This is a genomic window from Streptomyces sp. 17_S59, from assembly GCF_056930295.1.
Genome location: NZ_JBXOWD010000001.1, coordinates 110,427 through 137,081, shown reverse-complemented (window position 1 = coordinate 137,081; position 26,655 = coordinate 110,427). Strand labels below are relative to the sequence as shown.

The following is a 26,655-nucleotide window of genomic DNA, read 5'->3' as shown; positions in this document are numbered from 1 at the left end:
GGGACTCGCGTCGACGACGACACCAACTCAATGTGAGCGGGGCCTGAGCAGGTCCTCGACAAGCGTGTCCACCAGATCGCGGGGGACACTCGACCCCGTCAGGGCGCAATAGACGATCGGGCCGACAAGTGCGTCAAGCGTGGCGTCGGGGCTGAGCCTGGGCGAGACCTCGCCGGCGTCGGTTCCGCGCGCGAGCATGTCGCGTTCTTGGTCACGGCGTGGACCGAGATACCGCTCGTGGAAGCGCTCGGCCGTATCGGGATCGTGCTGCGCCTCGGCGATGAGCGCGAGCAGGACCTTCCCGGCAGCGTCGCTGGTGAGGAATCGCGCGAAGCCGCGTACGTAGCCACGGATGCTCTCCGCCGTGGGCTCCTCTGTCGGGACGGGAAGGTGCTTGTCGGTGTCCTCGATGAGCGTGTCGAGGAGGATCTCGACCTTCGAGGGCCACCAGCGGTAGATCGTCTGCTTGGCGACGCCGGCACGACGCGCGATTGCCTCGACGGTGAGGGCGCCGAAGCCGTGCTCGACAAGCAGATCGTCTGCGGCATGAAGCACAGCGAGACGTGCGGCCTCGTCGCGCCGGGGGCCGGAGTGCGGCCTGCGGGGCTGAGAGCTGGCGGCGGGCATGCGAGACACCATACCTGTCAGTAGTCCCCGCGGCATTGCCTAGACGCAACGCCGCGTCTAGGCTAACTTCCCCAGCGCGAAGGAGTGAACGTGTCTTCCACGTCCAACCGCCAAGCTCTCGTCATCGGAGCCTCCCGAGGGTTAGGGCTCGTCCTCGCCGACGAACTCGCTCGACGCGGCTGGCGAGTCATCGCCACGACGCGCCAGGACGGCGGCGAGCTGAAAGCAAAGGCCGATGCCTGGAACGGGCAACTGAAGGTCGAATCACTGGAGATGACAAGCTCCGAGCAGCTGGCCGCTCTGCGCGAGCGCCTGGCAGGCTGTCGACTCGATCTGCTCTTCGTCAACGCTGCAATCGACCGAGGAAATCTGCCCATTGCCGAGGTCTCGACCGACATGTTCACCGAGGTGATGACCACCAACGCATTGAGCCCGCTGCGCGCCCTCGAGGCCCTCCGCGGACTCGTCGCGCCCGGCGGAACCGTTGCGGTCATGTCCTCCGAGCAGGGCAGCATCTCGCGAAACACCGAGGACGGCTATGAGCTCTACAAGGCCAGCAAGGCCGCGCTCAACCAGCTGATGCGCAGTTACGCCACGCGTTATGCCGACGACGGACACACCAAGCTGCTCATCGACCCCGGACACAATCGGACCCAACTGGGCGGTCCTGACGCGCCACTTACTCCCCAGGAGAGCGTCCCGGCCGTCGTCGACGTCCTCGAAGCGCAGGCCGGTGCCCCGGGCCTGCAGTTCCTGGATCGCCTTGGCGAGACCGTCCCGTGGTAGGGCCATTTTCCGAGAGATCACCACAGGTGAACGTGCATCATTCGGCTTCGTCCTGGAGGCAGCCCTCTCCTCCGGCGGCCTCCGTCGAGCGCAGCATGCTGGTCGAAGAGATCGCCAAGCGCATCCTGGCTCTCGGTCAGGGCCGCCTGCTCGTGGGGGTCGACGGCTGCACCGCTGCTGGGAAGACGAGCTTCGGGCATGAACTGGCCGAGTGGATCAGTGCTGCGGGGCGACCAGTGCTTCGGACGACTCTCGACGACTTCAAGAAGCCGTGGAGGGACCGGCACCTCTATGACCGGGAGTCCGGTGAGGGGTACTACCGCAACGCGTATGACTATGAGGCGGTCACGCGCCTGCTGCTGGATCCCTGCCGGTCATCGGGAGCGACAGCCTGTGCGCTGTGCAGCATCGACCCACTGACCCAACGAGATCACTCATCCGAAGTGACGCCGCTTGGGGCGGATACGGTGCTGATCGTGGATGGTGTCTTCGCCTTCCGCCCCGAGATCAACGAGTACTGGGACTTCCGCATCTGGTTGCAGGTGGATGCAGAGCTGTCCGTTCAGCGGGGTGTCGAGCGTGACGAGGACTGGGCCGGAACCGAAGCGGAGTCGATCCACCGCAACAGGTATCTGGTGGCCGAGCGTATCTATCTTCAGGAAGTCGACCCGTTGCCGATGATGGATGTTGTCATCGACAACTCGGTGTTCGCGCGTCCGCAGGTCGTGACACCGTGACGTCGGAAAAACCGTCGGCCGGGATCCCGGCCGACGGTCTGAGGGGGCCATGGGCGCAGGTGGTATGGACCCCGGCCCGAGGCTGTCCGCTACCTGAACAGGCGGTCACCGCTGGTGGCCATGCGATGGGTGGCGCCGTGGCGGTTCACCCAGTCACGGACAAGCTTGACGGCGTTGGCGCACTGCCAGCTGTCGTCGTACTCGCGCACGCCGGTGAAGGCACCGTAGCCGGCGATGATGCCGTCCACGCGCGCGTCGCCCAGCAGTTTGTCGACGTACCACGGATCGTTGTAGGTGGTCGTCCAGGACAGCGTGGCCGCGAGCTGTCCGGCGGCACGGTCAGCGGCGCCCTTCTTCAGTTCCGCGCACGTGTTGCGGGTGGCCTCCGTGCAGTTGCCGAACCCCTTGGCGATATCACTGTCGCCGTAGTCCATCGCCCGGTGACCGGCCGGGAATCCGGAACCGGACCGGTTGTAGGCGCCTCGGACCTGATCGCGGGTCCCGGTCGTCGTGATGCCCTCCAGCCCGCCGAGCTTGCCTTCCAGGCTCTTCCAGCCCCTGCCGCCGACGTCCGGGTTGCTGCCGCCGTGATACTCGTAGAAACCGTAGAGCACCTGGATCCCGGCAGCCGTCAGCCTCTGCGCCTTGTCACGCAGCCCGGCGACGCTGCACCCGCGGTTCTGCGCCTCTCCGCAGTAGTTCGGGTCCTTGATGTCCAGCCAGACCAGCGCCAGCCGGTGCCCTGCTTTGGCGTTGGAGACAATGCGGTCGATCATGCTGTCGAAGCTGGGGCCCCGCCGGTTGTCACCGGCCGAGGAACAGTCGTGATAAGCACGCCATTCGTTCGGATTCCACCAGGCACAGACGTCGATCTCGATGCCGTTGGCGCCGTGCTTGAGCGCGGCGTCCACGCCGTCCAGGGTGTCGACTCGGTGCGCGATGGCGTAGATCGCGTGACGCTGATCGGCTGCTGCCGCCGGGGTCGTACCGAGCGCGGTGGCACCGAGGATTCCGCACAGTGCCGCCATCAGCGCCAGTACCGTCCGCGGGCCGGAGCCACGTCGAAGGTGAGTGGTCAAGACAGGTACCCCTTCATGTCGGTGTCCTGAAGCGGAATGCCGATCTCATCAACTGCGCGTTGACATGTGATAAGTGGGTGATGAATGAAATCCGGGCAACCGGACGCCGAACCCCCACGACACCCCACCTGACCTGGGACCCTGAGCCCAGGGCATAAGATCGTTCCCACGCTCCGGCTCCCGCCGGGCGGTGGGCCCCTGGTGCGCCCACCCAGATGTGGACGCACGGGGCCCGGAACGACTGTGTCCACGGGGGTGGCGCGTGAAATCCGGCCTGTACGACTTCTTCATCGAGCTGCGGGACAGCAGCACTCCCGAACGCGAACGCCCCTCCGCACTGTGGCGCTGCGCCCGTGGCGGCAGGGCCTGGGAGTACTGGTCGACGGCCGAGTGGGCCTGGCGGCCGGCCGGGGAGCGGCGCAGGGTGACCTCGGCCCCGGAAAAGGACGTGCTGCACCCCGTTTCCCCGGGCAGGGCCGCCGCGTTGCAGGCCGACCGGCAGGGCTGGGCCGAGTACTGGGTGCGGTACGAGGCCGGGCCGGACGGGGAGCGGATACCCGTGAGCGTGATCCGGCGGCGGCGGAGCCCGGAGGAGACGCGGTGCGAGTTCTCCAGCCGGGACCGTCAGTGGATATCGACGACCATCCTCTCCCGGCCGGGCGCCGACGACGAGGACCACGACTGGCAGCGGGTGCCGGCAGCCGAGGCCGACGCCGTGCTGGAGCGGCTCACGGGCCGGCCCGGCATGACGGAGCTGGGCCGGTGCGGACTGGACGACGCGCGGCCCGGCAGCCCGTTCCGCTACTTCATCGCCGGAGACGATGACCGCCCCACGGATCTGTGGCGGCGTGAGGGTGACCGGTGGGAGTACTTCTCCGCCCTTGAGTGGGGCTGGTTTCCCGAGTCCGTCTCGCGCCCGCGGGTCGTCTTCATCGGCACCACCCGGTGGGAAGGCGAACCCGCGCCGCACCCCGAGCAGCTGGAGCTCCGCGAGATCGACGCCACGCGGGCCCGGGAGCTGGAGGCCGACCGGGAGACCTGGGTCCGCGGGTACTGGAGGTACTGGAGCAGCTACAAGAAGCAGGAGTCCGGGCAGCCGCCCCGCGGCGTCGTCCGCAGGGTGACCGGCACCCGGGGGTGGCGTGACCAGTGCTTCCCGGGCGCCGGGGGCCGCTGGATCGACACCGATGACGTCCTCCGCTTCCCCGACTACCGGGCGAGCGACTACCCCTGGCTGGAGGAGACCGACCGCGCCGGTGCCGCGCAGGTCCTCGAAGAGGCGCACGGCATCACCGGCGCCCTGGACCACTGACCCGGTCGGCAGCCGACGGCTCGGTGGCATCTTGGCGGCGATGGAGGCCGTAGTTGTTCTGCGGTGAGCGCGTCAGCCCGTTCGCCTCATCTCATGTGCTCTCGCGCAGCAACTGCTCGATCGCCGCCTCAATCCGGGCGAGAGCCCGCTCGCGCCCCAGGACCTCCACCGACTCGAACAGAGGCAGGCCCACCGTGCGACCGGTCACCGCGACACGCACGGGGGCCTGCGCCTTGCCCAGTTTCAGCCCGTGCTCTGTCGCCGCAGCCTCCAGCCCGGCCTTGAGCCCGTCCGCTGTCCAGTCGCACGCACCCCACTGCGCCCGAACCGACACGAGCACCTCGCGGGCCCCCGCCTTCATGGCCTTGGCCCACGAGGCCTCGTCCTGCGGCGGGGTCTCCAGGAACAGCCAGTCCACGTACTCCGTGATCTCCGACAGCACGGTCAGCCGCGTCTGCGCCAGGCCGGCCACGGCCTCGAACACCGACTCGTCGAACCTCTCGGGGGCCCACGGTGCGTACGGGGCCTGAAGCCACCGACGGCACTCGGCGATGAACCGCTCCAGCGGCAGGGCACGGATGTACTCGCCGTTGAAGGCCGAGAGCTTCTTCACGTCGAAGAACGCCGAGCCCTTGTTCACGTCCTCCAGGCGGAACAGCTTCTCCAGCTCCTTGCAGGGCCGGATCTCCACGTCGTCGCCCGGGCCCCAGCCAAGGAGCATCAGGTAGTTGACCATCGCGTCCGGCAGGTAACCGTCGGCGAGGTAGTCCTCCAGCGCCACCTTGTCCCGGCGCTTGGACAGCTTCTGCCGCTTCTCGTTGACGATCACCGGAAGGTGCGCCCACACCGGCGGCTCGGCGTCGAGCGCGTGCCACAGGAGCTGCTGCTTGGGGGTGTTCGACAGGTGTTCCTCGCCGCGGACGACGTGCGTAATGCGCTCGCGGATGTCGTCCACGGCGTTGGCCAGTACGAAGACCGGCGAGCCGTTCCCCCGGGCGATCACGAAGTCCTCGAGGGATGCATTCGGGAACTCCGTCCGCCCGCGGACGACATCGTCGACGACCGTCGCCCCGTCGTCCGGAGTACGGAACCGCAACGCACGCCCCTCCACGTACTCCAGGCCCCGCTCGCGGCAGAAGCCGTCGTACCCGAGGTGCTGCGACCCGGTCCGCTCGACCAGATCCTCCCGCCGGCAGTCGCAGTAGTACGCCTTGCCCTCGGCGTACAGCCGCAAGGCGGCCTCGCGCTGCGCTTCGGTGTTGTGCGACTGGAAGTTCGGCCCCTCGAACGCGGAGTCGTCCTTGCCGATCCCGATCGCCGTCAAGGCGCTGATGATGCCGTCCACCCACTCAGGGCGGTTGCGTTCCGCATCAGTGTCCTCGATCCGCAGAACGAACTTGCCCTGCTGCTGTCGCGCGAGGGCCCAGTTGAACAGGGCGGACCGGGCTCCGCCGACGTGGAACATGCCCGTCGGCGACGGGGCGAATCGGACGCGGATGGTGTGGGACATGGGCCCTAGGCTAGTGGTGCGCTGCCCGTGCCCAGCACTGATTTGTCGTCATCCCTGTGTGGCCGACCTCTGGTCGTGGCTGAACGGCAAGCCGGTGGAGGATCAAAATTATGACGGTCTGCGGCCTGACCCCGTCCGAAGCCCTGCGCACCTACGTCACGGAGCCGCTCGGCGTCGCCGACGAGCTGTTCTTCGGACTGCCCGAGAGCGAGCCGGCGCGCACCGCACCGCTCGTGGAAGGCAACTGGGCCGCCTGGCTGGAGACCATTCCGCCGTCCGCCCCCTTCCGCCGCCTCGTCGTGCCGAACCACAGCGTGTGGACCACCGCCGAGCTGGCCAACCGCCGCGACTACCTGCTCGCGGACCTGCCCGCATGCGGCACCACGACCGCCCGCGCAGCCGCACGCATGTACGCCGCACTGCTGGGCGGGGTCGATGGCGTGCGGCTGGTCCCCCAGGAGCGCATGGAACTCGCCGCACGCATGGCCGTCGACGGCAAGGACCACGTGCTCCTCGACCAGTACGCCAAGGGGCTCGGCTACTTCCTGGGCCTGCCCGCGACGGGCGGTGCGCTCACGGCCTTCGGCCACCACGGCAGCGGTGGCGGTATCGCCTTCCCCGACCGCGAGCACGGCCTGGCCTTCGCCCTCACCCGCACGCGCCTGGTCGGCGGCCCGGCGGACACGGCCGACCGGCTTTAGGGTTGCCCCTCATGCGCATATTGATCCTGGAGGACGACCCCGAGCTGGGCCCCGTCCTCGCCACCGGGCTGCGGGACGCGGGCTTCGCCGCAGACCTCGCCCCCACGCTCGCCGACGCCGACCTCAAGCTCGCAGTCAACACCTACGACTGCGTGGTCGCCGACCGGATGGTGCCCGACGGCGATGCGCTGGAACTCCTCGGCGCCCTGCGCGCAGCGGGATCCGTGCTGCCCGTCCTGCTCCTGACGGCCCTGGACTCGGTCGGCGACAGGGTCACGGGCTTCGAGCACGGGGCCGACGACTACCTCGTCAAACCCTTCGCCTTCGCCGAGCTGGTCGCCCGCGTCCGGACCCTGTGCAGGCGCGGCCAGCCCAGCCGCCCGCCGCTGCTGCGGGCGGGGGATGTGGAACTCGACCTGCCGCGGCGCAGGGTGCGCCGGTCCGGCATGCTGCTGAGCCTCACCGCCAAGGAACTCGCGGTCCTGGAGGTGCTGATGCTGCGCGTCGGCGAGGTGGTGACCCGTACCGAGCTGATCGAGCGGTGCTGGGACGAGTGGAGCGAGCCGATGTCCAACGTCGTGGACGTCCTCATCGGCCAGCTGCGGCGCCGGCTCGGCGAGCCGCAGGTGATCGAGACGGTCCGGGGCGCCGGCTACCGGCTCACGGACCCGCAGGCGGACGGCTGATGCCGCGAATGCCGCTGATGACGCGGATGCTGCGGATGCCGCTGACGCCGCGCAAGGCGTCCCGCGCCGTGGCACGGCTGCACCGCAGCCGCTGGGTGACGACGCTGCTGTTCGCCGGGACGACGGCCCTGTGCCTGGTGGCCCTCGCGACGTTCGCCGCCGGGCTCGACCGCGATTCCCGCAAGGCCGCTCTGGATCACGAGGTCGGCGTCCGCGCCATCGGTCTGTCGCGAGCGGTCTGGTCCAGCAGCGGAACCGTGCATCTCGAGCCCCTGCGCGAAGACGAACTCGTCGAGGGCGTGGAAGCGGTCGCCATCCTCCGGCCGGCGTCGGCATCGGGCCGGGCGCCCGACGCCCGCGTGGTGGCAGGGAACGCGGCCGCACTCCCGGGCCGGTCCGAACTCGACGGGATCTGGCAGCAGTTGGTGACGGACGAGGAGACCGTCGTCCGGTTCACCGCCGCGGCCGGTGACGGCCGACGGCTCCGGTGGGCGGCCTCCCCCGTCTGGGACGAGCGGATCGACGCGGCCGTCCTCGTCGGCATGGACCCCGCCCAGGAGGAGCACGGCCACGACGCGCTGGTGCAACGGCTCGCGCTGGGCTGCGCGGCGCTGGTCGCCGTCGCGGCCACGGCCGGGCATCTGCTGTCCCGGCGCGCGATGCGGCCCGCCCTGCGCGGGCTGGAGCAGCAGGAGCAGTTCCTCGCCGAGGCCGCCCATGAACTGCGGACCCCACTGGCCACACTGCGTCTCGTGGTGGAACAGGGCAACGCGGCCCGGGAACGGGCACCCGCCGCCCTGGGCACGGCTCTCGGCCTCATCGACCGGCTGAGCCGGCTGGTGACCGGACTGCTGGCCCGCGCGCGGGTGGAGGCCGGCATCCAGGACGTCGAACTCACGCCGCTGCGGCTGGACCAGGTGGTCGAGCTGACCGTCGAGGAGCTGCCCGACCGTACGGGGGTGAGCGTCAGCACCGAACCGGCGATCGTCCGCGGCGACCCGGAACTGCTGGCCCAGGCCGTCCGCAACCTGGTGGAGAACGCGCTGCGGCACGGCAGCGCCGGGCCCTGCTCCCCGCATGGGCCCGTCGAGGTGACGGTCGCTGCCGGGGTGGTCGCCGTCCGGGACCACGGTCCGGGCGTGCCGGCCCGGGACCGCGACAAGGTCTTCCGCCGCGGCGTCGGCAGCGGCTCCGGTACCGGAACGGGCCTGGCCATCGTCCGCTGGGTCGCGGAGCTGCACGGCGGGAGCGCCCGGCTCTCGGACGCGCCCGGCGGCGGCCTGCTCGCCGAACTGCGGCTGCCGCCGTACGAGGAGGAACGGGCCGGGTGACCGGCACCGCGACGGCGGCATCACCTTCCTCATCGTCATCTCATGGTGCGTTCACCAAGGTGAGCGCATGACTGTTCCCTCCCGTCAACCCCGCCTCTTCCCCCGGCGCCGCCCCCGGCCCCGTACGGCCGTGCTCCTGGTGGCTGCCGTCGTCGGCGCGGGCGCTGTGACCTACGCCCTGCCCGCCCGGGGCTCGGCTCCCGACGCGGCCGGCCCGCGCGCGGTCGTCCGGGTCAATCAGGCCGGCTATGCCGTGGGCGAGGCCAAACAGGCCTTCGTCATGGGATCCGAGCAGGCCCTTGACGGGGCGGGCTTCACCATCGTCGACGCACAAGGCCGGACGATCCGCTCCGGACGACTCGGCGCCCGCACCGGGCATTGGAACGACACCTACACCTCAGTGCGCACCGTCGACCTGTCGGCGGTCGACACCCCCGGCACCTACCGCCTCGAACTGACCGGCATGGCCTCCGGAAGCTCGCCCGCCTTCACGATCGCCCCGGCCCGCGACCTGATGGCACCCTTGGTCCAGGACAACGTCCGGTTCTTCCGCACCCAGCGCGACGGCGCCGACGTGCCGTCCGACGTCCTGTCCCGCAAGCCCTCCCACCTCGCCGACCGGCAGGCCACGGTCTACGCCGCCCCGCACTACGACGACACCGGCAAGAAGCTGCTCGACGAGCGGCTCACCCCCGTCGGCGGTCCGGTCGACGTCGCCGGAGGTTTCTTCGACGCCGGGGACTTCCTCAAGTTCACCCACACCACCTCCTACGCCGTCGCCGAACTCCTCCTCGCCCAGCGCTCGATGCCCACTGCAGCAGGCCTGTCCGACGAAACCCGGCACGGGCTGGCCTGGCTGGACAAGATGTGGGACGGCAGGACGGGCACGCTCTACGCCCAGGTGGGCATCGGAGCCGGGAACGACAACGTCCGTACCGACCACGACGTCTGGCGGCTGCCCGAGGAGGACGACGCCCTCGACGTCCCGGCCGGTCACCCCGACCGCACGATCAAGCACCGCCCCGTCTTCCGCGCCGCCGACCCCGGCGCCCCGATCAGCCCCAACCTCGCAGGCAGGACGGCAGCCGTCTTCGCACTCGCCGCACAACAGCAGGCACACGACGTCCCCGACGCCGCCAGGGAGTGGCTGACGAAGGCAGCGGCCGTCTACGAGCGCGCCGACACCGCCCACCAGGGCAAGCTGGTGACCGCATTCCCGCACGACTTCTACCCCGAAGAACTCTGGCAGGACGACATGGAGTTCGGCGCCACCGAGCTGACGCTGGCGGCCCAGGCCCTCGGTGACGGCCGTGCGGACACCTGGCGCCGGCAGGCCGCGCACTGGGCCAGGGGGTATCTGGCCTCCGACGACAAGGGCACTCTGGGTGTTGCAGACGTCAGCGCCCTGGCCCACACGGATCTCCTGACCGCCCTCAACGGGGCCGACGCGCAAGGCATTTCCCCCAACGAGCTGCGCGCAGACCTGCGCCGCCAGCTCGACGAGGGCACGGCCCGGGCGGCCAAGGACCCCTTCGCGGCAGGCGCGGTCTACAACGAGGCCGACGCCGTGCCCCACACCTTCGGCCTCGTCGTCACGGCCAGGCTCTACGCGAAGGCCACCGGCGACCACCACTACGACGCCTTCGCGGCCCGGCAGCGCGGCTGGGCGCTGGGGGCCAACCCCTGGGGAACGTCGTTCATGGTCGGCGCGGGCCAGACCTTCCCGCACTGCCCCTCGCACCAGGTCGCGAACCTCGCGGGCAGCCTGGACGGCAAGGGCGAGATCCTGCGCGGCGCGGTGGTCAACGGCCCCAACGCCGCGAAGGAACTGGAGGACCCGGACAACCTGAACACCTTCCCCACCATGAAGAAGTGCGCGGCCGGCCCGCCGGGAGGCGCGTCCTGGAAGGATTTCGACGGCAAGGGCGCCGGCTACCTCGACAAAATGGACGCCTGGCAGACGGCGGAAGCGGCACTGGACTTCACCTCGGTGGCGCTGCTGGCCTTCGCCCTCACCGCAAGCTGACCGGGGGAGCGTGTTGCCGTCGCGGCAACGTTGGTGACCGTCCGGCGACGCCGGGCGGTCCGCTTGATGAAAGCGCGCGGTCAAACAACAAGCTCGGAAATTGACAAGGGGTATCCGGCGCGCGATCGAGGAGGCAGCCGCTCGGTGTCGCCCTGGGGAAAAGGGATTGCCTCGGGGGGAGAGCTCGCGTTGGCTGAGCAGCATGGCTGAACTGCACACCGAACGCCTCACCCTCCGCCGATGGCGTGACTCCGACCGTGAACCATGGGCGGCGATGAACGCCGATCCCGAGGTTCGAGAGCACTTGGGTGACCTGCTCACCCGTGAACAGAGCGATGCCTCCATGGCGCGGTTCCAGGCCGAGTTCGACCGGCGAGGCTACGGGTGGTGGGCCGTTGAGGTACAGGCCACGGGCGAGTTCATCGGCTTCGCGGGCCTGGATCAGGTGGATGACGGCATGCCGTTCGCCGGTGTGGAGATCGGCTGGCGGCTCGCCCGATCGGCCTGGGGTCACGGCTTCGCCACCGAGGCCGCGCTGGCAGTCCTGGCCTACGGCTTCGACATGCTTGAGCTTCCCGAGATCCTCGCTGTGACAACGGCTACCAACCTCCGTTCTCAGGCGGTGATGCGCCGAATCGGCATGACCCGTGACCCGGCCGATGACTTCGACGACCCCGCCGCGCCCGAAGGGCCACTGCGCCCGAATGTGCTGTACCGGATCGTCCGCGGGGCTTGAGGCCGACAGCCTCCCCGGGACGAACGGGGGCACCAGTTGGCGACCCGGAGGGTAGCCGGGGCGGCAGTAGCCCGACTGGCGCGGGCTCCGGTGTTTCCGGTGGCAGTGGAGGAGGCTGACCGGTTGGGAAAGCTCGTCTGATCAGGCCCTGCCCCGCTCGACGGCGGCGCCCGGTGAGCCTCGACAAAAGATCGTCTCCTGTGGGAATCCCCCGCCGTCGAGGACGGTTGAAGCCGATGGCCCAAGAACGGCTGTTCGGTTCGGTGTGGGCTCATGACGGCTGCGGGAGGGCATACATGAAGATCGGCGACATCGAGGTTCTGGCGATCACGGACGGGGTGGGCACCGAGATTGCCGCGGAGATCCTCACCCGCCCCGGCGTGGACGACCCGTGGGCCTGCCACGAGCACCACCGGGAGGCGGACGGGAGCCTCGGCCTGCCCCTGGGCGGCTTTCTCGTGCGCAGCGGGGAGCGGACCGTCCTGGTCGACGCCGGGGTCGGGCCGTTCGACGACGGCAAGTACCGCGGGGGCCGGTTGCTCAATTCGCTCGCCGCCCACGGTGTCACTCCCGACGACGTGACCGATGTGGTCTTCACCCACCTGCACTTCGATCACATCGGCTGGGCCGCCGTCGACGGCCGGCCCATCTTCCCCCGCGCCACTTACCGCGCCCACCGCGCCGATTGGCAGTACTTTGTGACAGGTGACGCCGCCCAGCCCGAAGCCGTCGACAAGCTCACCCCGCTCCGGGACCAACTGGAGCTGTTCGACGCCGACTTCACCCTCGCTCCCGGTGTCGACGCCCTCCACATGCCCGGCCATACCCCCGGCACGACCGTGTACGTGGTCTCCTCCGGCGGGCGCCGCGCGCTGCTGCTGGGGGACGTGGTCCACTCGGTGGTCCAGTTCAGCGAGCGCGACTGGCAGGTGATCTGGGACGTCGACCCCGCCGCCGCCTCCGCCGTGCGCAACCGTATCGCCGACGAAGCCGCCGATGCCGACGACCTGCTGGTCGCTGCCCACTTCCCCGGTATGCGCTTCGGCCGCATCATCGCTGCGGACGGCAACCGACGTTTCGTCGCCGTCTAGTACCGCGCCAGAACTTCTGTATTCATCCTGGTCAATGGCCTGCTGGTGCCCGTTTCCGCCGTGCCGCCGACGGACGTGTGCACGTCGAGCAAGGCGCGGGCCTGCCCCTACGACAGCCGGACCGGCCCGGTCGGCGGACACATCCCCGCGCGTGGGGCGGCGTTGGGATGAGACAGGAGGTGCCGGAGCGAGACATCCCTCTGCTGTTGCAGCATGGTCAGCCACCCCACTTGCCCGTCCTGCCTCGGACTGCCGAGGTGGGAAAACCTCGGCACAATGCCTGCAAACAGGACCAAACGCTCAGTTAGAGGTTGCCGTCAAACCTCGGCCAACGATCACCCAGGACCAAGGCTGGTCGAGAGCAGTTACATGGTGTGCCAGAGTCTGCGCATGCTTGAGATCGTGGTGAAGACGGAGAACTGGGAGCGGCACGTCCGTGTGTCCTCCGAGGAGCTGGCCGGGTTGGTCCGGCGAATCGGCGGTGACGGTGACCGGTTCCTGGTGGTCCAGCGGATACCCGACCTGCCTGACGTCTTCGCCCAGGTCTGGCACCAGGCCGGTGGTGACTACACACTGGAGCACCGCGACGGTGCCGCCGACCGGCACTTCCAGGCGACGGCCGACAGGCCCGAGGCCGTGATCGCAGCGATCACCGGCTGGGCCCGCCAGGAGGCCGGATGGGACGATGGTCTGGCCTGGTCGCTGCTGGACATGGGCCCCACCCACGAGGTGCCACCGCTCGACCTCAACGACGACGAGCGCGACGAGTTGGAGAAGCGCGTCTGCGAGGTGCTGGTCGGCGGCTACGCCTCCCGCGCCGAACTGGCCGAGCTTGCCGAGGAGTACCTGGTCACCAAGGACCGCCGGCCCGTCTCGCGCGAGCAGGCACAGGCACTGGCCGACCGGCTGTGGCTGGAGCGCGTCGCGGAGCAAGCCGCGTGGCAGGGCGAGACCGACCCTGAGCGGCTCACCCGCGCGTTCACCGCCTTGCAGGAGGCCGGTATCACCGCCCGCGAGAACTTCACCTGTTGCCGTAGCTGCGGCGAGGCCGAGATCGGCGGCGAAGGCGGGCCCGACGCCCGCGGCTATGTCTACTTCCACACCCAGTGCACGGACTCCGCCGCAGCCGGCCACGGACTGATGCTCCTCTACGGCGGCTTCGACGGCTCGTCCGAGACCACCGCAGCCATCGGCCACGAGGTCGTGGCTTCCCTCGAAGCAGCCGGCCTTCACACCGAGTGGGACCGTGACCCCGGCCGGGCCATCACCATCACCCCTCTGGACTGGCGCCGCCGCCTGGTCGGCTAGGGATCGACGTCAAAGATCACACCCACATGAGGAGTGAGGCGAGGGTGACGGGCTGCCGGGTACGCTCGGCAGTCTTGTCGTATCGCGTCGAGCAGGGTGGCCTACGACCCGTATCGCTCGGGCAGGTCCTGCCGGAGCCACCCCGGTGCGGAACTTCCGCACGATGCCGTTCAAGACCATGCGGTCGTCCAACCGGGGACGGCCCGTCGAGGACGTCGGCAGCAAAGGCCGCAGCTGGTCCCACCCGGCAATCGCGTAGCGCGTCGCCCTTCAGCACGCGGCCGACGATCGGCTCTCGGGATTGCCTACGTACACTGACGGGCTATGGCATGCCGCATCAGTGAGCTGGTCATCGACTGCGCCGACCCCGAACGGCTCGCCGCATTCTGGAGCGAGGTCCTCGGCTACGTCGAACTCGGCCGGGAGGACGACGGAAGCATCGAGATCGGGCCGCCCGACACCGGCTTCGGCGGCCCGCAGCCCACCCTCGTCTTGAGCCCCAGCAGCGACCCGCGGACCGGGAAGCTCCGACTGCATATCGACGTCAACGCCACCGACCGCGACCAGGACGCCGAGCTGGAGCGGCTGCTCGCCCTCGGCGCCAGGCCCGTCGACGTCGGTCAGACCGGCACTGAGAGCTGGCACGTCCTGGCCGACCCGGAAGACAACGAATTCTGCCTCCTGCACACCCGGCTTCAGCCCCTGTGACCACGTGCGTCCCGTGCCAAGCCGCTCGCCGTTCGAGTGGGTCCCGGGGTTCGCTCGTCGGTGTCAGCGTCCGAGCTTGCGAGTGAGTTCCGTCTTGTGCATCGACGAGCGGCCGCGGATGTTGCGGCGGCGGGTCTCCGCGTAGAGCTGGTCGTAGGTGGGGCCGCCGGCACCGGATTGGGAGCTACGCAGGTGGAGGCGCGACCCACGGATAGGCCTCAGCGGGGGCATCGTCGTGGATCGTGCCGGATGAGCTGTGGGAGCGGATCGAGCCGTTGCAGCCACGCAAGGAGTGGAGGTTCCGACTCCCGCCCGACGTTCCCGAACGTACCGCGTATCTGGCTGCTTCAAGCCGAACGCCGGGCCCGAAGTTCGTCGTATGGAGGTGAGCCCCGTGAACACAGTTACCCGTGGGTGCTCCCTCAACCCGTCACGGTCCGGCGGCTGACGTTCGGTGTCGCCGGGAGCGCCTGAGATCGAGGCACTCCTGGAGGGAGACTCCGATGAACACGAAGCCTTTCATATCCGGCCTGGGCGAGAACGCGGTGATGATCACGCGTGTGGCGGACAGGCAGTGGCATGCACTGGATGACGACCTGGTGGTCGGCCGCGGGCATGCGGAGCACCGGCCCGACGGACGCTTGTTCGTCAGCATCGACGCCTGGCACGACGCCGTCTTCGACCGGCTCGCCGAGGCGATGCTGGCGGAACTGCCGGCGCCGCTGTACACGGTGGTCGACGAAGCCGACGTCGAGCTGACGGCTGGCTGGCGGCGGGCCGGTTTCACGATCCGGCGCCGCGAGTGGGAGTACGCCGTGCCGACCGACCCGCGGGTCACAGGGCTCGACGAAGTCCTGCCGCCTGCGGGCGTGACGATCGTGCCCGCCGGCCAGGCGGACGAGAGTCTGCTGCGGGCGGTGGACCGCGCGATCCGTGACCAAGTCGGGGCGACCGCCGGGTGGCAGTCGATGCCCGCGGAGGTGATCGCCCTCCCCGAAGGCGACACCATCGCCGACCCGTCGAAATACGCCGTGGCCGCGGCACCGGACCGCTACCTGGGTCTGATCCGGGTGGTGACGGTGAACCGCCCGCGCATCGGGCTGGTCGCGGTCCGGGCCGGCGACCAGCGCCGCGGTATCGCGCGGGCACTGCTGGCCCACGCGCTGGGGACGCTGCACCGCTCCGGGTTCACCGCGGCCTGGACCGAAGTCCAAGAGTCCAGCCAAGCAGCCTCGGCACTGTTCGAGGGCATCGGCGCCCGGCCGATGAGCAGCAACCTGGAGCTGGTGCGATGACGAAGCACAAGAACGTCATCGAAGCCGAGGGCAAGGTCGTCGAGTGCCTGCGCAGCGCCATGTTCACCGTGGAGCTCGGCAACGGCCACCAGGTGCTCGCGCACATCAGCGGGAAGATCCGCAAGAACTACATCAAGATCATGCTGGAAGACCGGGTGCTGGTGGAGCTCCCGCCGTACGACCTGACGCGCGGCCGGATCGTGTTCCGGTACAGGAACTAGCGGCGGTCGGCACCTTCCGCGGTAACTGATCCCGGGGCCCCGGTCACGGCGTTTCCGTGACCGGGGCCCCGATGACGGCTCACACGCCCGCGGCGGCCACCGCTCCAGCCGCCGCCGGCAGGCCCGGCCCGAGCCGAACCCCGGCTCCACGGCCGGGTAGTCACACCATCCCGAACGGTCGAATCGTCACACCAGACACGGCCGAACAGGGCCGAACAGGGCCGTTCGACAAGACCGTGATACGAGTTCCGCACCACGAAGTCCAACGACCAGGTGATTGCCGACGGGTTGCCGTCGGAGTGCAAAGCGGTGCCTTCGCCGGTGATGAAGAGTTGCGGGTCAGGTCCACCACCCGGGACCAGGGCTACCTCAGGGCGGGTCCAGTCCCTGGTGTCGGTGGGCGGCTGATTTCCCGCGCTGACACTCACAATGCCGACTCGGGTGTCAGGCGCCAACTGAGCTGCACGAGCCGCGCCACCCTGTGAACACCATGGCCGGCCGGGCTCCCCGGGCCGGTCGTCACACCATGCGGGGGGACGGGATCGCCTGGAACCCCAGCTCCTCGTAGAGGGTGATTCCGCCGGATGTGGCGGTGAGGGCGGCAGAGGAGCAACCCTGGTCGGCGAGCCAGTCCCAGGCGGCGCGGGTGACGCGGCGGGCGTAGCCCCTGTGACGGTACGCAGGGTCGGTGGCGACCTGATGGATCTCGCCGTGCCACAGGGCGGGGGAAGTGCGGCCGGGCAGGCGAGGAGACAGGCCGACGCCTGCGCAGGAGGCCAGTCTGCCCACGGTGTCGGGAGCATCGATGACGAACATGGCGAAGTGTGGATCAGCTTCCAGGAGGTTCCGCAATGCCTTCTCGCACTCTTTGATCCAGACTCCGTCCGGTGTCGGTTCGTCCCTGTCGGCGTCGAGCATGATGCGGCGCAGGCGTGCGAGTTCAGGAGCATCGCCGGGAGTGGCGCGGCGGACAAGCGGCACAGGTTCCTCCCCGGAGCACGGTTGATCCTGGGGAGAGTAGCGAGGTTGGTGTCGTCGCGTGGGGGATTCGCTGAGGAGAGGAAGGCCATTCAGGACGGCCTGTCCGACGGGGCGCAGCTGGGCGCGGAACAAGTCCGCGCCCGGGGCGGTGCCTTCAGTATTCGTCGCCGTCGTAGTGCTCGTACCGGCCGTGATGGATCACGATGCGCTCGGACATTACGGCACCTCCTCTCCGCACGTGCGGGTGAGTCATGCCCATGGTGCGCCGCTGCACCCGCAGGCGCATCCGGTTCCTGCCGCTGCCATGCGTGTTCCGGCCATTCCGGCGGGTAGCGCGTGACCTTTTGGCTGGTGGCCCGGTTGGCAACCGAGCGCCTTAAATCCGGCGCCGCGTCCCCAGAAATCTACAGGGGGGAACCATCATGGCGACGCAGTGGGTGCCGCCGGAGCAGTACGTGAAGTCGCTGCCGATGCACGCCCAGTTCGCATGCTTCTTCTTCACCGACACCGACAACCGTCCTCTCCAGCTGCGCTGCTCGGTCCCGGCCGCTCTGGGCGTCTGGCAGTGGCCCGGTGGCAACACCGATACCGAAGGGGAATCACCGTTCGAGACCGCCGTGCGAGAGTGCTGGGAGGAGACGGGCATCCGCTTCACCGGCGAACCACGGCTGCTGGCGGCGTTCTGGAAGAGGCCGGGCGAGTGGCCGGTGGCAAAGGTCGGGTTCTGCTTCGACGGAGGCCGGCTCACCGACGACGACATCAGCAAGATCCGTCTCGACCCCGACGAGCACGACCAGTACGCCGTACGGTCGATGAGCGAGTGGGCCGAGACCATGAACGCGACGGAGTGGGAACGCCTGGCTGCCGTCATGCGCGCTCGCGAGACCGGCGTGCCCGCCTACCTCGAGTTGAAGACGGTCAGGAAAGGGAAGGCGCCGTGACCTGGTGAGTACGCACCTGCAGAGCACGATCGAGGAGCAGACGCCGCTGCTCCCGTCGTACCGGGCATGCGCCCTGACGTTCGCTGTCTACATCTGCGCAATGGCGCGTGCACCTCTATCTCAGGGAGGGCGAACACTCGGCTGAGGACCTCTGGGAGACCGTCCACCGCATCAAGCGGTTCACCGACGAGCGCCGGAACCTCCCGCAGGACATGACGCTGCTGCTGCGCCTGGCCAAAACGCAGGAGGAGCTGGGCGAGCTGGCGCAGGCCATCATCGGCGCCAAGGGCTGGAACCCACGCAAGGGGACCTCCCACACCGAGGAGGACGTGGTGCAGGAGGCGTGCGACGTGGTCCTGACCGCGATGGTGACGCTCGCGACGCTGACCGACGACCCGGGTAGGGCGTTCAACGAACACCTTGAGCGCATCGAACGGCGGTGGGAGCAGCACGTGCGAGCGGAGAGCGGCTGGTGAGCGGAGCTTCCGCCCGGCACCTGACACCTCTGCCGACGCCGTCGACGAGGGCGCGTCAGCGGTGGCAGTGCCGGCCGAGGGTTTCCACGGGGGTCACGCCGGGGCGGGTCCACTGCGGCACGGGGCGGCTGGTCGGGCCCCAGGTGGCGTTCCCGTCCGCGTCCGAGCGCCAGTACCAGCACGGGCTGTGCCCCTCGGGCCAGCCCTCGGGGTTGTCCTCCCACGCCTCGCCGCGGCCGTAGGGCATCATGTCGAGCAGTCCGAGGGACCCGTTGACCCGCTCGTTGCCGCGCCCCGTCGTGGAGTAGGTGAGGAACACGCGGTCGCCGTCGCGCAGGAAGCAGGTGATGTAACCCATGTCGCCGCCGACCGGCGCGTCCACGTCGCGCACCGAGTACCAGGGCTGGGTGTAGCCCATGAACTCGACGTAGGAGGCCACCTCGTCCCAACGGCCCGTGGTCAGGACGGCGAACGAGACGCCGCGGGCGTTGAGGTAGACCGCGTCCTTCACGTGCCAGGCCGTGGTGGTGCAGCCCTCGCACTGCCCCTGGTGCGGAGCGCCGTCGTACCACATGTGCTTGTAGACCACGAGTTCGTCACGGCCCTGGAACAGGTCCAGGAACGGGACCGGGCCGTCGGGTCCGACGACCTCGGCCATCCCGTCGAACTCCACCATCGGCAGCCGGCGTCGGGCCGCGGCGATGGCGTCGCCCTCATGGGTGTGGGCCTTCTCGCGGACCAGCAGCTCGTCACGGGCGGTCTGCCAGCTGGCCAGGTCGACCGCGGGCGGTCGGCCGGGCAGCGTGCTGGTCGGGTCGTCCGGCGTGGTCGTCATGGTGTCCTCCGTGGTGTCTCGTGCCGGGCAGCGTCCTACGACGGTCACCAAAACAGCCCCGTGACCCGGCCGGAACTCATGGCGGGCGACCCGCCGGGGTCATCAGGGTGACCATGGGGCGGGCGGGCCGACCGCGGGGGCCGCCCGCCCCGTGCCCGCGTCAGCCCTGCGGCTCCGGCTTGATCACCGCGAAGGCCGCGTCGAACGGGTCGGCGAGCCAGGCGATCCGGCCGACCTGCGGGATGTCCTCGGGCGGCATGAGCACCGAACCGCCGCACTCGGCCACCTTGGCGGCCACCGCGTCGGTGTCCTCCACCAGCAGATACGGCACCCAGCGCGCTTCCTCGGCCTCCTGCCGGAGCGGGGCGATGCCGCCGAAGGACGCGTCCTCCTGCCTGCCCTCGGCCGTGGACAGGATCGTGTACGTCATGCCCGGGATCTCCGTCTCCAGGGCACGCCAGCCGAACAGGCCGCGGTAGAAGGCGTGGGCCGCGGCGGGGTCGGCCGTGTGCAGCTCGGTCCAGAACAGTGCGCCGGGCTCGGACGTCAGCTCCAGGCCCTTGACGGCGGCCGGCTGCCAGACTGCGAAGTCGGCCCCGCCCGGGTCGGTGAACAAGCCCATCCGCCCGGCGTTCATGACGTCGAACGGAGCCTGCCGCACGCTGCCGCCACCCTCCTCGACCGCCTTGGCGGTGGCGTCGGCGTCGGGCGACTGGAAGTAGACCGTCCAGGACGGGCTCGCGTTCTCCTCCGTCAGCGGGCCGATGCCCGCGACGGTCTTGCCGTCCTTCTGGAAGAAGCCGTAGCCCCCGGCGTCCTGGCCTCCGGACCGCACGGCCCAACCGAGGACGTCGGCGTAGAAGGCGGCGGACGCCGCCGTGTCGGGACTCCCGAGGTCGATCCAGTTGGGGGAGCCGGTCAAGAAGCCGGTGCTGAGCATGTTCGATTGCCCCTTCGACGAATCCTTGTCGGGACCGGCCACCGCACGATGCGGTACCCTCCTCCGACCCGGCCCCAAGTCTGGCACCGGGCACTGACAACGGCGTGGCACTCCGGGGCATGGCCCCTTCCGTGTGCGCGCCGCCCCCTGATCGGCGCATCGGCCGGGCGCGGGAGGTGCTGAAGGTGTCCCTCCGGCCGTAGGTTCTATTCCCCGCCTCCGGCCGCCTCGACGTCCGCCCAGCGGGCCCGCAGCTCCGCCACTGCCGCCGTGACCGCGGGACGGCCTGCGGTGCCGGCCCGCCACAGCGCGTACAACCTGCGGGCCGGCACGGGGTCGAGCCGCACCGCGACCACACCGGCCGGGAGCGGACCCCGGCCCAGCCGCGGGATGAGGGCGACGCCGAGGCCCTCGGCCACCAGGGCGAGCTGGGTGTGGACCTCGGCGGCCCGGTGGCGCACATCGGGCTCACAGCCGGCCGCGCGCAGCGTGCGCACCAGCCAGTCGTAGCAGACCGATCCCGGCGGCTGGCAGACCCACGGCTCGCGGGCCAGCTCGGAGCGGCGCACCGCGGCGCGCCCGGCGAGCCGGTGGTCCGCCGGGACCAGCAGGTCGCAGTGGTCCTCGCCGATGACGGCATGCTCGACGCCGTCGGGGGCGGGCAGCGGGGCGATGTCCCAGTCGTGGGCGACGGCCAGGTCGATGACGCCCTTGGCGACGAGGTCGACGGACAGGTGCGGGTCGATCTCGCTGAGCCGGACGTCGAGGTCCGGATGGGCCCGGGCCAGCGCGCCGAGGACGGCGGGCAGCAGTCCGCGCGCCGCGGTGGGGAACGCCCCGATGTCCAGCCGTCCGCTGGGCCGCCCTCTGCGCTCCTCCAGCTGTGTCTGCGCCCGTTCCATGATCGTCAGCAATTCCCGTGCGGTCCCTGCGAGTTGGCGGGCGTCCTCGGTGAGGGTGACGCCGCGGCCGCGTCGCTCCAGCAGGGTGGTGCGGGTCTCCCGCTCCAGCTTGGTGATCTGCTGCGAGACGGCAGACGGCGTGTAGCCGAGCGCGGCCGCGGCGCCCGCGATCGAGCCGTGGACGGCGACGGCGTGCAGCGCGCGCAGCCGGGCCAGATCGAACATGTCGGTATCCCTCCCTGGTCCCCGCCCGTACCGACGGATGAATGAGCAGATCTTAATCCGTCGATGAAGAAATCCGCGCTGGTGCTAATGCTTCCCTCCGATGATCATCGACGCATGCGTCCCACACACATCGCACTCGCCGTGCTCGTCGCCGCCGTCTGGGGGGTCAACTTCGTCGTCATCGACGTCGGGCTCGGCCACTTCCCGCCGCTCCTCTTTTCCGCCCTGCGCTTCCTGGTGGCCGCGGTGCCCGCGGTGTTCCTGGTCGGCCGCCCCAAGGTGGCCTGGAAGTGGGTGGTGGGTGTCGGACTCGTCCTCGGCGTGGCCAAGTTCGGGCTGCTGTTCATCGGGATGAGCGAAGGCATGCCCGCGGGCCTGTCGTCGCTGGTGCTCCAGGCCCAGGCGGTGTTCACCGCGGTCGCCGCACTGCTGTTCCTCGGTGAATGGCCCACCCGCACCAAGATGTTCGGGATGGCGGTCGCGCTGTCCGGCGTCGTACTGGCGGCGGTCGACCAGGGCGCCGGCGGCCCGCTGCTCGGCTTCTCGCTGACGGTCGCCGCGGCCGCCTGCTGGGGGGTGTCCAACGTGCTGACCCGCCGGGCCGCCCCGCCCGACCCGCTCAACTTCATGGTGTGGGTGTCGACCGTCCCCGTGCTGCCGCTGCTCGCCCTCTCCTTCCTCTTCGAGGGCCCGGACCGCGACCTGGCCGCCCTGCGCTCGCTGGACTGGAGCGGGGCGGGCGCGATCGTCTACGTGGCCTGGGTCAGCACGGTCTTCGGCTTCGGCGCGTGGGGGCATCTGCTCCGCCACCACCCGGCCTCCACCGTGGCGCCGTTCAGCCTGCTCGTGCCCGTCTTCGGCATGTCCTCGGCGGCACTGCTCCTCAACGAGCCGGTCGGGCCCCTCCGTTGGTGCGCTGCGGCGCTCCTGGTCGGGGGAGTGGCGCTCACATCCCGCCCGGCCGCACCGGCCCGGGTGCGGCCCTCGAATGCCGGCATTGCTCGCGTCCCCAGTACGGCCGATCAGCCGTAGGAAGCTGTGTCGCCGGGTCGGGATCGAGCGTTCCTGCCTGCCAGGCGTACGGGATCCCGGGGACGGTGTACGTCCCCGGGATGCGGTCGTACGTCTCGCCAGGCGGGCTGGCAAGGGGCCGCCGCCGGGTGCCCCCCGCACCCGTGGCGGCGGCTCGGTCCGGATCAGCTCAGCATGGCCGTTGCGTACGCCTCGATGGCGTCCCGCTGATAGGCGGCCAGGCCCGGCGCGATTGCATCGTAGGCCGCGTGCCACGGCTCGTTGTCCACGCAGGAGCGTCCGAGCGCCCGGAACTCCTCGGCGGAGACGGCACGCCGTTCGGTCAGTGCCCGGTACAGGGCGTCGACCTCGGCCTGCACTTGGTCTGCGTCGGCGGGCAGATCAGCGACCATGAGCTCGGCCAGACGAATCATCTGCGCGGTCCGCCGGCGGTGCGCCGCCTCGATCTCGGCCTCGCTCATCGCCGAGATGCGCCGCCGGTTGTCCTCGGCCAGCTCGGGGAAATCGCGCATACTCTCCTCGTATACGGCGGGCCGGACGCCCTCGAACAGGTTCTCCGGTCGGTTGATGCTGGTCATGGGGATGCCGTCCTTCCTGGACTGCGCCAGTTCGGCGATCGTGCGGGAGACGGTCGTGGCCAGGGCGTCGAGCCGGTCCCGCTCGGCCAGCAGCCGGTCGCGGTGCCCGCGCAGGGCTTCCAGCTCGTCGACCTGCTCGGCCAGGATCCGGCCGATCTCGGGCAGGCCCACACCGAGTTCCCGCAGCACGAGAATCTGCTGCAGCCGCAGCAGCTGCTGCTCCTCGTAATAGCGGTACCCGTTGGTGCCGATCCACGCCGGCGGCAGCAGTCCGATCTCGTCGTAATGCCGCAACGTCCGGGCCGTTACGCCCGACATCCGCGCGACTTCCGCAGTCGGCCACGCCATTGCCGCCTCCCTCACGAACATTTCCGCCGGGCCGGCCTCTCCGGCCCTGCTCAGAACGGTAGAGACTGCCGCAGCGGCAGCTTCAACCCCGGAATTCAGGTTCCCTCGACCCGCCCCCCTGCGAGCACACCGACGACGGCTACGGCCGGACCGCGCGGCGCATGGTTCTCGTCACATTCCGGGCACTGACCCCACTTGCGTGATGGAACATGATGTCTTGATCAACTTTGACCTGACTGGGGGAAAGATGCGCACGTTGAGAGCCTTGATAACGGCTGTTCTCGCATGGGCGAGCCTGTCCTTGCCCGCCTCCGCGGCGGCGGCCACGGAGAGCACGACCACCTACACCATCTGGCAGTGGAACGTGGCCGGCGATGCGATGAACCACAACTCGACCACGAACGGCATGGTCGGCGCGGCCGCCAAGTCCATCCGCAACCGCAACGCCGACTTCGTCGCCCTCAATGAACTGTGCGCGAGCCAGTACCGGGCGCTGGAGAAAACCCTCCGCGACTCCGGCTGGCCGGCGGACGGCACGAATTTCGCGCGCTTCGAGGGCGCCTATCCCGCCGGGCACTCGGTATGCGGAGGCGAGGAGGAGGGCATCGCAATCTTCAGCAAGCGGCCCCTGGGCCCCGCGGACCGGTTCACGCTTCCCGACGACGGCAAGCAGGAGAAGCGCAAGCTTCTGTGCGCGGCTTTGAAGGACAGTCCGCACATGAGGTTCTGCGCCACGCATCTGACCTATGTGGACGACTTCCGGAAGCCCCAGGCCGACTATGTACGCGAACGGCTGGAGGACTACCACGGCAAGGGTGACACGGTCATCGTCGCCGGTGACTTCAACATGCAGCCGAACTGGGGCCGGATGGACGACTTCTACTCGGCGGGCGTGAACACACCCAACAACGACCGCAACACCGGGCACTACCACGAACTCGACGACAACGACCCGGCGAACTGCGTCGGCTATGGGGAGACGACCGTCAGTAAAACCGATCCCAACAACCTCGGCCCGTGCGGCACCGGAGAGAAGATCGACTTCATCTTCGCCCGCGAGGACAAGATCGCAGGCCCGTACTCGGCCGACTCCCTCGCCCCGGACAAGTGCGGTGGCGCGCTCTGCTCCGATCACCGGGTTCTGGTCGGTTCCGTCAAGGTCTCCGTCAACGACGGGGCGTGAGCCTGAACACCCTTCCCCGTCGCTCCTCTTCGTTTCAGCTCGACGAGGACTCGTCTCGCACTTCCTGCCCGGCGTGCTTCGAGACCTCATCCGGCCGTAGCAACAGGTGGCATCCGGCGGGGCGGGGGCGTTCGGCGCGTGGGGGTGCGCGTCCGGGCAGGTGCGCGCGGAAGGCGCGCTTCGAGGCGCCGGGTGGCGGCCCCGCGGCCGGGGGTAGTCAAGGGCGGTAGCGGTGCAGGCGTACGGTCCGTGCCGCGGGCGTCCTGTTCGCCCTGCAATCAGGCCGGGTCACCGAAGGACGCGGCGCAGGGCACCAGGTACGGCGGACCGTGGCCGCCCCGCCCCGGCAACTGCCGACGGACTGCCTCACCTCCGGCCTCCGAGGCAGCACGAGCGCCGTTCAGCTTGAGGCATCCGCTCGAGGCATCCGGTGACGCCCGAACCACGGACCCCCGTACCGTGGCCGTACTGCGCGCACACGGGCCGGTGCGGACGGAGAGCGGTGATGTCCCCCCGGACGCCACCGCTCAGGACGACATCGCCGTTCCGGCGCTGCCCGGTCGTCTCTACCCGGGCGACGTCGTCCGGTCGGGAGCCTGCAGCCGCTCCTCGAGATGGGTGCCTCGCGCCACGCCGACGGCCATGATGTCGCTGGGGGCGTCCAACTCCATGCGGTGCCATCGTCCGCGCGGCACGATAGCCGCGGCCCCGGCTCCCAGCTTGATCTCCTCTTCCTTCTCTCCCGGCTGCTCCGGACGGAAGTAGAGGCGTATCCCGCCGGTGAGGCAGGCCACGACTTCCTCCGCTTCGGGGTGGACTTCCCAGTGATCGGCGTGGCAGTCGGCGTCGGTCTCCGCACGGAAGCCCATCAACTGCCAGTCGTCCTGCTCGGTGTCGAACTTTCGCGGCTCGGCGTGTGCCTGGCCGCCTTGGCGAAGGTGGATTGAGGAGGTGAAGAGATCGATCGGGGTGGCAGTCATGCCGAGACGTCCTTTCTGCGGTGGGTTTTCATTCGGGTTCGGAAGGGGCGTGGTACGGCGGGCCGGAACGGTCGGCCGTACCACGCCCCCCGTCACCTGGCCAGGGCGCGGCGCAGCGCCGCGGAGAGTTCGGCGATCTGTCGCTGGGACACCTCGGCGGACAGGATCGCCTGCGACCCGTGGAACGTGCCGGGCCACTGGTGCAGCTCGACCGACACGCCCGCCTGCAGCAGGCGCGCCGCGTAGTCGATGTCTTCGTCGCGGTTCGGACAGAACTCCGCGGTGGCGATGTAGGCGGGCGGCAGGCCGGACAGATCGGTTGCCCGCGCCGGTGCGGCGTACAGCGAGGCGGGCGCGGAGCCCAGGTAGTGCCGCCACATTGCGGAGACCTTGTCGCGATTCACCCAGGGCGTGTCGGTGAAGTGCCGCGCCGACCACGTCTCCTGCCGGTCGTCGAGCCCGGGCTGGTTGAGCAGCTGGAAGCAGATCGGCGGCCCCTGCTGGTCACGCGCCCGCAACGCCACCGCGGCCGCGAGCCCGCCGCCGGCGCTGTGACCGCCGACCGCGATCCGCCCCGGGTCGATGCCGAGCTCGGCCGCGTGCTCGGCCGTCCAGGCCAGCACGGCGTAGGCGTCGTCCAGGGCGGCCGGGAACCGGTGCTCGGGGGCCAGGCGGTAGCCCACCGAGATCACCACCGCGCCGGAGTCGGTGGCGATCCGGGCGGCCCACGGGTGTTCGGTGTCGAGGTCACCCATGACGAATCCGCCGCCGTGCAGCCAGATGACGGCGCCCTGCGCCCGGTGCGGGCGATAGATCCGCACCGCGACATCCGGATCGGCGGCTATCGTGCGGTCCTCGATCTCCAGACCCGTGGTGTCGGGTGCCGGCACCGCGGCGGCCAAGGCGGCAAGGTTCTTGCGGTCGGTGACCGGGTCGCTCAGCTCGGCCGGGGGGAACAACGGGATGAATGCTTCGAGTTCGGGATCCATATCCATGCCGACCATCCTCGCGACGGCCACTCCCGAGTTCATCCGCCATCTGTCGGGCATCGCGACCGGATCACGCACCGATCGGCGCTTA

At 69.9% G+C, this 26,655-nt stretch carries 27 protein-coding genes; 17 read left to right on the top strand and 10 right to left on the bottom strand.

Annotated elements, in window-relative coordinates; all coding sequences use genetic code 11:
- Positions 1 to 27: 27 nt before the first annotated feature.
- Positions 28 to 627, bottom strand: coding sequence for a TetR/AcrR family transcriptional regulator (locus tag AC1Z4A_RS00635; protein ID WP_483675828.1), 600 nt, complete (start codon positions 625 to 627; stop codon positions 28 to 30).
- A gap of 90 nt (positions 628 to 717) precedes the next feature.
- On the opposite strand from AC1Z4A_RS00635, the gene AC1Z4A_RS00630 reads away from it, so the two are divergent.
- Both AC1Z4A_RS00630 and AC1Z4A_RS00625 read left to right on the top strand, forming a co-directional pair.
- On the top strand, positions 718 to 1,413 hold the full coding sequence (locus AC1Z4A_RS00630) for an SDR family NAD(P)-dependent oxidoreductase (RefSeq protein WP_483675827.1): 696 nt from the start codon (positions 718 to 720) through the stop codon (positions 1,411 to 1,413).
- Between the two features lie 95 nt (positions 1,414 to 1,508).
- Positions 1,509 to 2,150: a nucleoside/nucleotide kinase family protein gene (locus tag AC1Z4A_RS00625; protein ID WP_483675826.1), complete on the top strand. Its 642-nt coding sequence runs from the start codon at positions 1,509 to 1,511 to the stop codon at positions 2,148 to 2,150.
- Between the two features lie 89 nt (positions 2,151 to 2,239).
- Here AC1Z4A_RS00625 and AC1Z4A_RS00620 read toward each other — a convergent pair whose 3' ends face one another.
- The gene (locus tag AC1Z4A_RS00620) at positions 2,240 to 3,178 is read right to left on the bottom strand and encodes a PI-PLC domain-containing protein (protein WP_483675825.1); all 939 of its coding nucleotides are present in this window, start codon (positions 3,176 to 3,178) and stop codon (positions 2,240 to 2,242) included.
- Between the two features lie 313 nt (positions 3,179 to 3,491).
- Between AC1Z4A_RS00620 and AC1Z4A_RS00615 the strand changes: the two genes are divergently transcribed.
- Positions 3,492 to 4,541, top strand: coding sequence for a hypothetical protein (locus tag AC1Z4A_RS00615; protein ID WP_483675824.1), 1,050 nt, complete (start codon positions 3,492 to 3,494; stop codon positions 4,539 to 4,541).
- Between the two features lie 91 nt (positions 4,542 to 4,632).
- Here the strand turns inward: AC1Z4A_RS00615 and gltX are convergent, their stop codons facing one another.
- On the bottom strand, positions 4,633 to 6,006 hold the full coding sequence (gene gltX / locus AC1Z4A_RS00610) for a glutamate--tRNA ligase (RefSeq protein WP_483683462.1): 1,374 nt from the start codon (positions 6,004 to 6,006) through the stop codon (positions 4,633 to 4,635).
- Between the two features lie 155 nt (positions 6,007 to 6,161).
- On the opposite strand from gltX, the gene AC1Z4A_RS00605 reads away from it, so the two are divergent.
- The 10 genes from AC1Z4A_RS00605 to infA all read left to right on the top strand — a co-directional run bounded on the left by AC1Z4A_RS00605 (position 6,162) and on the right by infA (position 16,154).
- Positions 6,162 to 6,752: a serine hydrolase gene (locus AC1Z4A_RS00605; RefSeq protein WP_483675823.1), complete on the top strand. Its 591-nt coding sequence runs from the start codon at positions 6,162 to 6,164 to the stop codon at positions 6,750 to 6,752.
- Positions 6,753 to 6,763: 11 nt separating this feature from the next.
- The gene (locus tag AC1Z4A_RS00600; RefSeq protein ID WP_483675822.1) at positions 6,764 to 7,438 is read left to right on the top strand and encodes a response regulator transcription factor; all 675 of its coding nucleotides are present in this window, start codon (positions 6,764 to 6,766) and stop codon (positions 7,436 to 7,438) included.
- The gene (locus AC1Z4A_RS00595; protein ID WP_483675821.1) at positions 7,438 to 8,769 is read left to right on the top strand and encodes a sensor histidine kinase; all 1,332 of its coding nucleotides are present in this window, start codon (positions 7,438 to 7,440) and stop codon (positions 8,767 to 8,769) included. The genes AC1Z4A_RS00600 and AC1Z4A_RS00595 overlap by 1 nt, the downstream gene beginning before the upstream one ends.
- A 67-nt stretch (positions 8,770 to 8,836) precedes the next feature.
- Positions 8,837 to 10,795: a glycoside hydrolase family 9 protein gene (locus AC1Z4A_RS00590; RefSeq protein ID WP_483675820.1), complete on the top strand. Its 1,959-nt coding sequence runs from the start codon at positions 8,837 to 8,839 to the stop codon at positions 10,793 to 10,795.
- Positions 10,796 to 10,997: 202 nt separating this feature from the next.
- Positions 10,998 to 11,531 (top strand): GNAT family N-acetyltransferase, encoded by a 534-nt coding sequence (locus AC1Z4A_RS00585; protein ID WP_483675819.1) that lies wholly within the window; start codon positions 10,998 to 11,000, stop codon positions 11,529 to 11,531.
- A 296-nt stretch (positions 11,532 to 11,827) separates the two neighbouring features.
- Entirely contained in the window at positions 11,828 to 12,622 is a 795-nt protein-coding gene (locus tag AC1Z4A_RS00580; protein ID WP_483675818.1) for an MBL fold metallo-hydrolase, read from the top strand.
- 390 nt (positions 12,623 to 13,012) lie between these two features.
- Positions 13,013 to 13,930 (top strand): DUF6891 domain-containing protein, encoded by a 918-nt coding sequence (locus AC1Z4A_RS00575; protein ID WP_483675817.1) that lies wholly within the window; start codon positions 13,013 to 13,015, stop codon positions 13,928 to 13,930.
- A 324-nt stretch (positions 13,931 to 14,254) separates the two neighbouring features.
- Positions 14,255 to 14,638, top strand: a complete 384-nt coding sequence (locus AC1Z4A_RS00570; protein WP_483675816.1) for a VOC family protein — start codon at positions 14,255 to 14,257, stop codon at positions 14,636 to 14,638.
- 503 nt (positions 14,639 to 15,141) lie between these two features.
- Entirely contained in the window at positions 15,142 to 15,933 is a 792-nt protein-coding gene (locus AC1Z4A_RS00565) for a GNAT family N-acetyltransferase (RefSeq protein ID WP_483675815.1), read from the top strand.
- Positions 15,930 to 16,154 carry a translation initiation factor IF-1 gene (infA, locus tag AC1Z4A_RS00560; RefSeq protein ID WP_483675814.1) on the top strand — a complete coding sequence of 75 codons (225 nt, stop codon included), beginning with the start codon at positions 15,930 to 15,932 and terminating at the stop codon, positions 16,152 to 16,154. The genes AC1Z4A_RS00565 and infA overlap by 4 nt, the downstream gene beginning before the upstream one ends.
- A gap of 519 nt (positions 16,155 to 16,673) precedes the next feature.
- Here infA and AC1Z4A_RS00555 read toward each other — a convergent pair.
- Positions 16,674 to 17,135, bottom strand: a complete 462-nt coding sequence (locus tag AC1Z4A_RS00555; RefSeq protein ID WP_483675813.1) for a GNAT family N-acetyltransferase — start codon at positions 17,133 to 17,135, stop codon at positions 16,674 to 16,676.
- Between the two features lie 422 nt (positions 17,136 to 17,557).
- Between AC1Z4A_RS00555 and AC1Z4A_RS00550 the strand changes: the two genes are divergently transcribed.
- Together AC1Z4A_RS00550 and AC1Z4A_RS00545 are read left to right on the top strand one after the other, a co-directional pair.
- On the top strand, positions 17,558 to 18,076 hold the full coding sequence (locus AC1Z4A_RS00550) for an NUDIX domain-containing protein (protein ID WP_483675812.1): 519 nt from the start codon (positions 17,558 to 17,560) through the stop codon (positions 18,074 to 18,076).
- 107 nt (positions 18,077 to 18,183) lie between these two features.
- Entirely contained in the window at positions 18,184 to 18,552 is a 369-nt protein-coding gene (locus AC1Z4A_RS00545; RefSeq protein WP_483675811.1) for a MazG-like family protein, read from the top strand.
- Between the two features lie 55 nt (positions 18,553 to 18,607).
- On the opposite strand, the gene AC1Z4A_RS00540 is transcribed toward AC1Z4A_RS00545, so the two are convergent.
- From AC1Z4A_RS00540 to AC1Z4A_RS00530, 3 genes are all read right to left on the bottom strand, one after another.
- Entirely contained in the window at positions 18,608 to 19,387 is a 780-nt protein-coding gene (locus AC1Z4A_RS00540) for a DUF899 family protein (protein ID WP_483675810.1), read from the bottom strand.
- 160 nt (positions 19,388 to 19,547) lie between these two features.
- A complete protein-coding gene (locus AC1Z4A_RS00535) occupies positions 19,548 to 20,327 on the bottom strand; it encodes a VOC family protein (protein ID WP_483675809.1) in 780 nt (259 codons plus the stop codon).
- Between the two features lie 206 nt (positions 20,328 to 20,533).
- The gene (locus AC1Z4A_RS00530) at positions 20,534 to 21,454 is read right to left on the bottom strand and encodes a LysR family transcriptional regulator (protein ID WP_483675808.1); all 921 of its coding nucleotides are present in this window, start codon (positions 21,452 to 21,454) and stop codon (positions 20,534 to 20,536) included.
- 114 nt (positions 21,455 to 21,568) lie between these two features.
- On the opposite strand from AC1Z4A_RS00530, the gene AC1Z4A_RS00525 reads away from it, so the two are divergent.
- Entirely contained in the window at positions 21,569 to 22,486 is a 918-nt protein-coding gene (locus AC1Z4A_RS00525; protein ID WP_483675807.1) for an EamA family transporter, read from the top strand.
- Positions 22,487 to 22,650: 164 nt separating this feature from the next.
- Here the strand turns inward: AC1Z4A_RS00525 and AC1Z4A_RS00520 are convergent, their stop codons facing one another.
- Positions 22,651 to 23,412, bottom strand: coding sequence for a MerR family transcriptional regulator (locus tag AC1Z4A_RS00520; protein ID WP_483675806.1), 762 nt, complete (start codon positions 23,410 to 23,412; stop codon positions 22,651 to 22,653).
- Positions 23,413 to 23,677: 265 nt separating this feature from the next.
- Here AC1Z4A_RS00520 and AC1Z4A_RS00515 point away from each other — a divergent pair, with 265 nt between their 5' ends.
- Entirely contained in the window at positions 23,678 to 24,595 is a 918-nt protein-coding gene (locus tag AC1Z4A_RS00515; RefSeq protein WP_483675805.1) for an endonuclease/exonuclease/phosphatase family protein, read from the top strand.
- A 566-nt stretch (positions 24,596 to 25,161) separates the two neighbouring features.
- Here the strand turns inward: AC1Z4A_RS00515 and AC1Z4A_RS00510 are convergent.
- Both AC1Z4A_RS00510 and AC1Z4A_RS00505 read right to left on the bottom strand, forming a co-directional pair.
- A complete protein-coding gene (locus AC1Z4A_RS00510; protein ID WP_483675804.1) occupies positions 25,162 to 25,575 on the bottom strand; it encodes a cupin in 414 nt (137 codons plus the stop codon).
- Positions 25,576 to 25,667: 92 nt separating this feature from the next.
- Positions 25,668 to 26,564, bottom strand: a complete 897-nt coding sequence (locus tag AC1Z4A_RS00505; RefSeq protein ID WP_483683461.1) for an alpha/beta hydrolase — start codon at positions 26,562 to 26,564, stop codon at positions 25,668 to 25,670.
- Positions 26,565 to 26,655: the final 91 nt, after the last annotated feature.

Excerpts from the sequence above, each read along its gene's own strand:
- AC1Z4A_RS00620 (WP_483675825.1), bottom strand. The coding sequence starts at position 3,178 with ATGGCGGCACTGTGCGGAATCCTCGGTGCCACCGCGCTCGGTACGACC.
- AC1Z4A_RS00585 (WP_483675819.1), top strand. The coding sequence starts at position 10,998 with ATGGCTGAACTGCACACCGAACGCCTCACCCTCCGCCGATGGCGTGAC.
- AC1Z4A_RS00535 (WP_483675809.1), bottom strand. The coding sequence starts at position 20,327 with ATGCTCAGCACCGGCTTCTTGACCGGCTCCCCCAACTGGATCGACCTC.
- AC1Z4A_RS00530 (WP_483675808.1), bottom strand. The coding sequence starts at position 21,454 with ATGTTCGATCTGGCCCGGCTGCGCGCGCTGCACGCCGTCGCCGTCCAC.
- AC1Z4A_RS00590 (WP_483675820.1), top strand. The coding sequence starts at position 8,837 with ATGACTGTTCCCTCCCGTCAACCCCGCCTCTTCCCCCGGCGCCGCCCC.
- AC1Z4A_RS00635 (WP_483675828.1), bottom strand. The coding sequence starts at position 627 with ATGCCCGCCGCCAGCTCTCAGCCCCGCAGGCCGCACTCCGGCCCCCGG.
- AC1Z4A_RS00575 (WP_483675817.1), top strand. The coding sequence starts at position 13,013 with ATGCTTGAGATCGTGGTGAAGACGGAGAACTGGGAGCGGCACGTCCGT.
- AC1Z4A_RS00580 (WP_483675818.1), top strand. The coding sequence starts at position 11,828 with ATGAAGATCGGCGACATCGAGGTTCTGGCGATCACGGACGGGGTGGGC.
- AC1Z4A_RS00565 (WP_483675815.1), top strand. The coding sequence starts at position 15,142 with ATGAACACGAAGCCTTTCATATCCGGCCTGGGCGAGAACGCGGTGATG.
- infA (WP_483675814.1), top strand. The coding sequence starts at position 15,930 with ATGACGAAGCACAAGAACGTCATCGAAGCCGAGGGCAAGGTCGTCGAG.
- AC1Z4A_RS00605 (WP_483675823.1), top strand. The coding sequence starts at position 6,162 with ATGACGGTCTGCGGCCTGACCCCGTCCGAAGCCCTGCGCACCTACGTC.
- AC1Z4A_RS00550 (WP_483675812.1), top strand. The coding sequence starts at position 17,558 with ATGGCGACGCAGTGGGTGCCGCCGGAGCAGTACGTGAAGTCGCTGCCG.
- AC1Z4A_RS00505 (WP_483683461.1), bottom strand. The coding sequence starts at position 26,564 with ATGGATCCCGAACTCGAAGCATTCATCCCGTTGTTCCCCCCGGCCGAG.
- AC1Z4A_RS00540 (WP_483675810.1), bottom strand. The coding sequence starts at position 19,387 with ATGACGACCACGCCGGACGACCCGACCAGCACGCTGCCCGGCCGACCG.
- AC1Z4A_RS00520 (WP_483675806.1), bottom strand. The coding sequence starts at position 23,412 with ATGGCGTGGCCGACTGCGGAAGTCGCGCGGATGTCGGGCGTAACGGCC.
- AC1Z4A_RS00625 (WP_483675826.1), top strand. The coding sequence starts at position 1,509 with ATGCTGGTCGAAGAGATCGCCAAGCGCATCCTGGCTCTCGGTCAGGGC.
- AC1Z4A_RS00510 (WP_483675804.1), bottom strand. The coding sequence starts at position 25,575 with ATGACTGCCACCCCGATCGATCTCTTCACCTCCTCAATCCACCTTCGC.
- AC1Z4A_RS00570 (WP_483675816.1), top strand. The coding sequence starts at position 14,255 with ATGGCATGCCGCATCAGTGAGCTGGTCATCGACTGCGCCGACCCCGAA.
- AC1Z4A_RS00595 (WP_483675821.1), top strand. The coding sequence starts at position 7,438 with ATGCCGCGAATGCCGCTGATGACGCGGATGCTGCGGATGCCGCTGACG.
- AC1Z4A_RS00525 (WP_483675807.1), top strand. The coding sequence starts at position 21,569 with ATGCGTCCCACACACATCGCACTCGCCGTGCTCGTCGCCGCCGTCTGG.
- AC1Z4A_RS00600 (WP_483675822.1), top strand. The coding sequence starts at position 6,764 with ATGCGCATATTGATCCTGGAGGACGACCCCGAGCTGGGCCCCGTCCTC.
- gltX (WP_483683462.1), bottom strand. The coding sequence starts at position 6,006 with ATGTTCCACGTCGGCGGAGCCCGGTCCGCCCTGTTCAACTGGGCCCTC.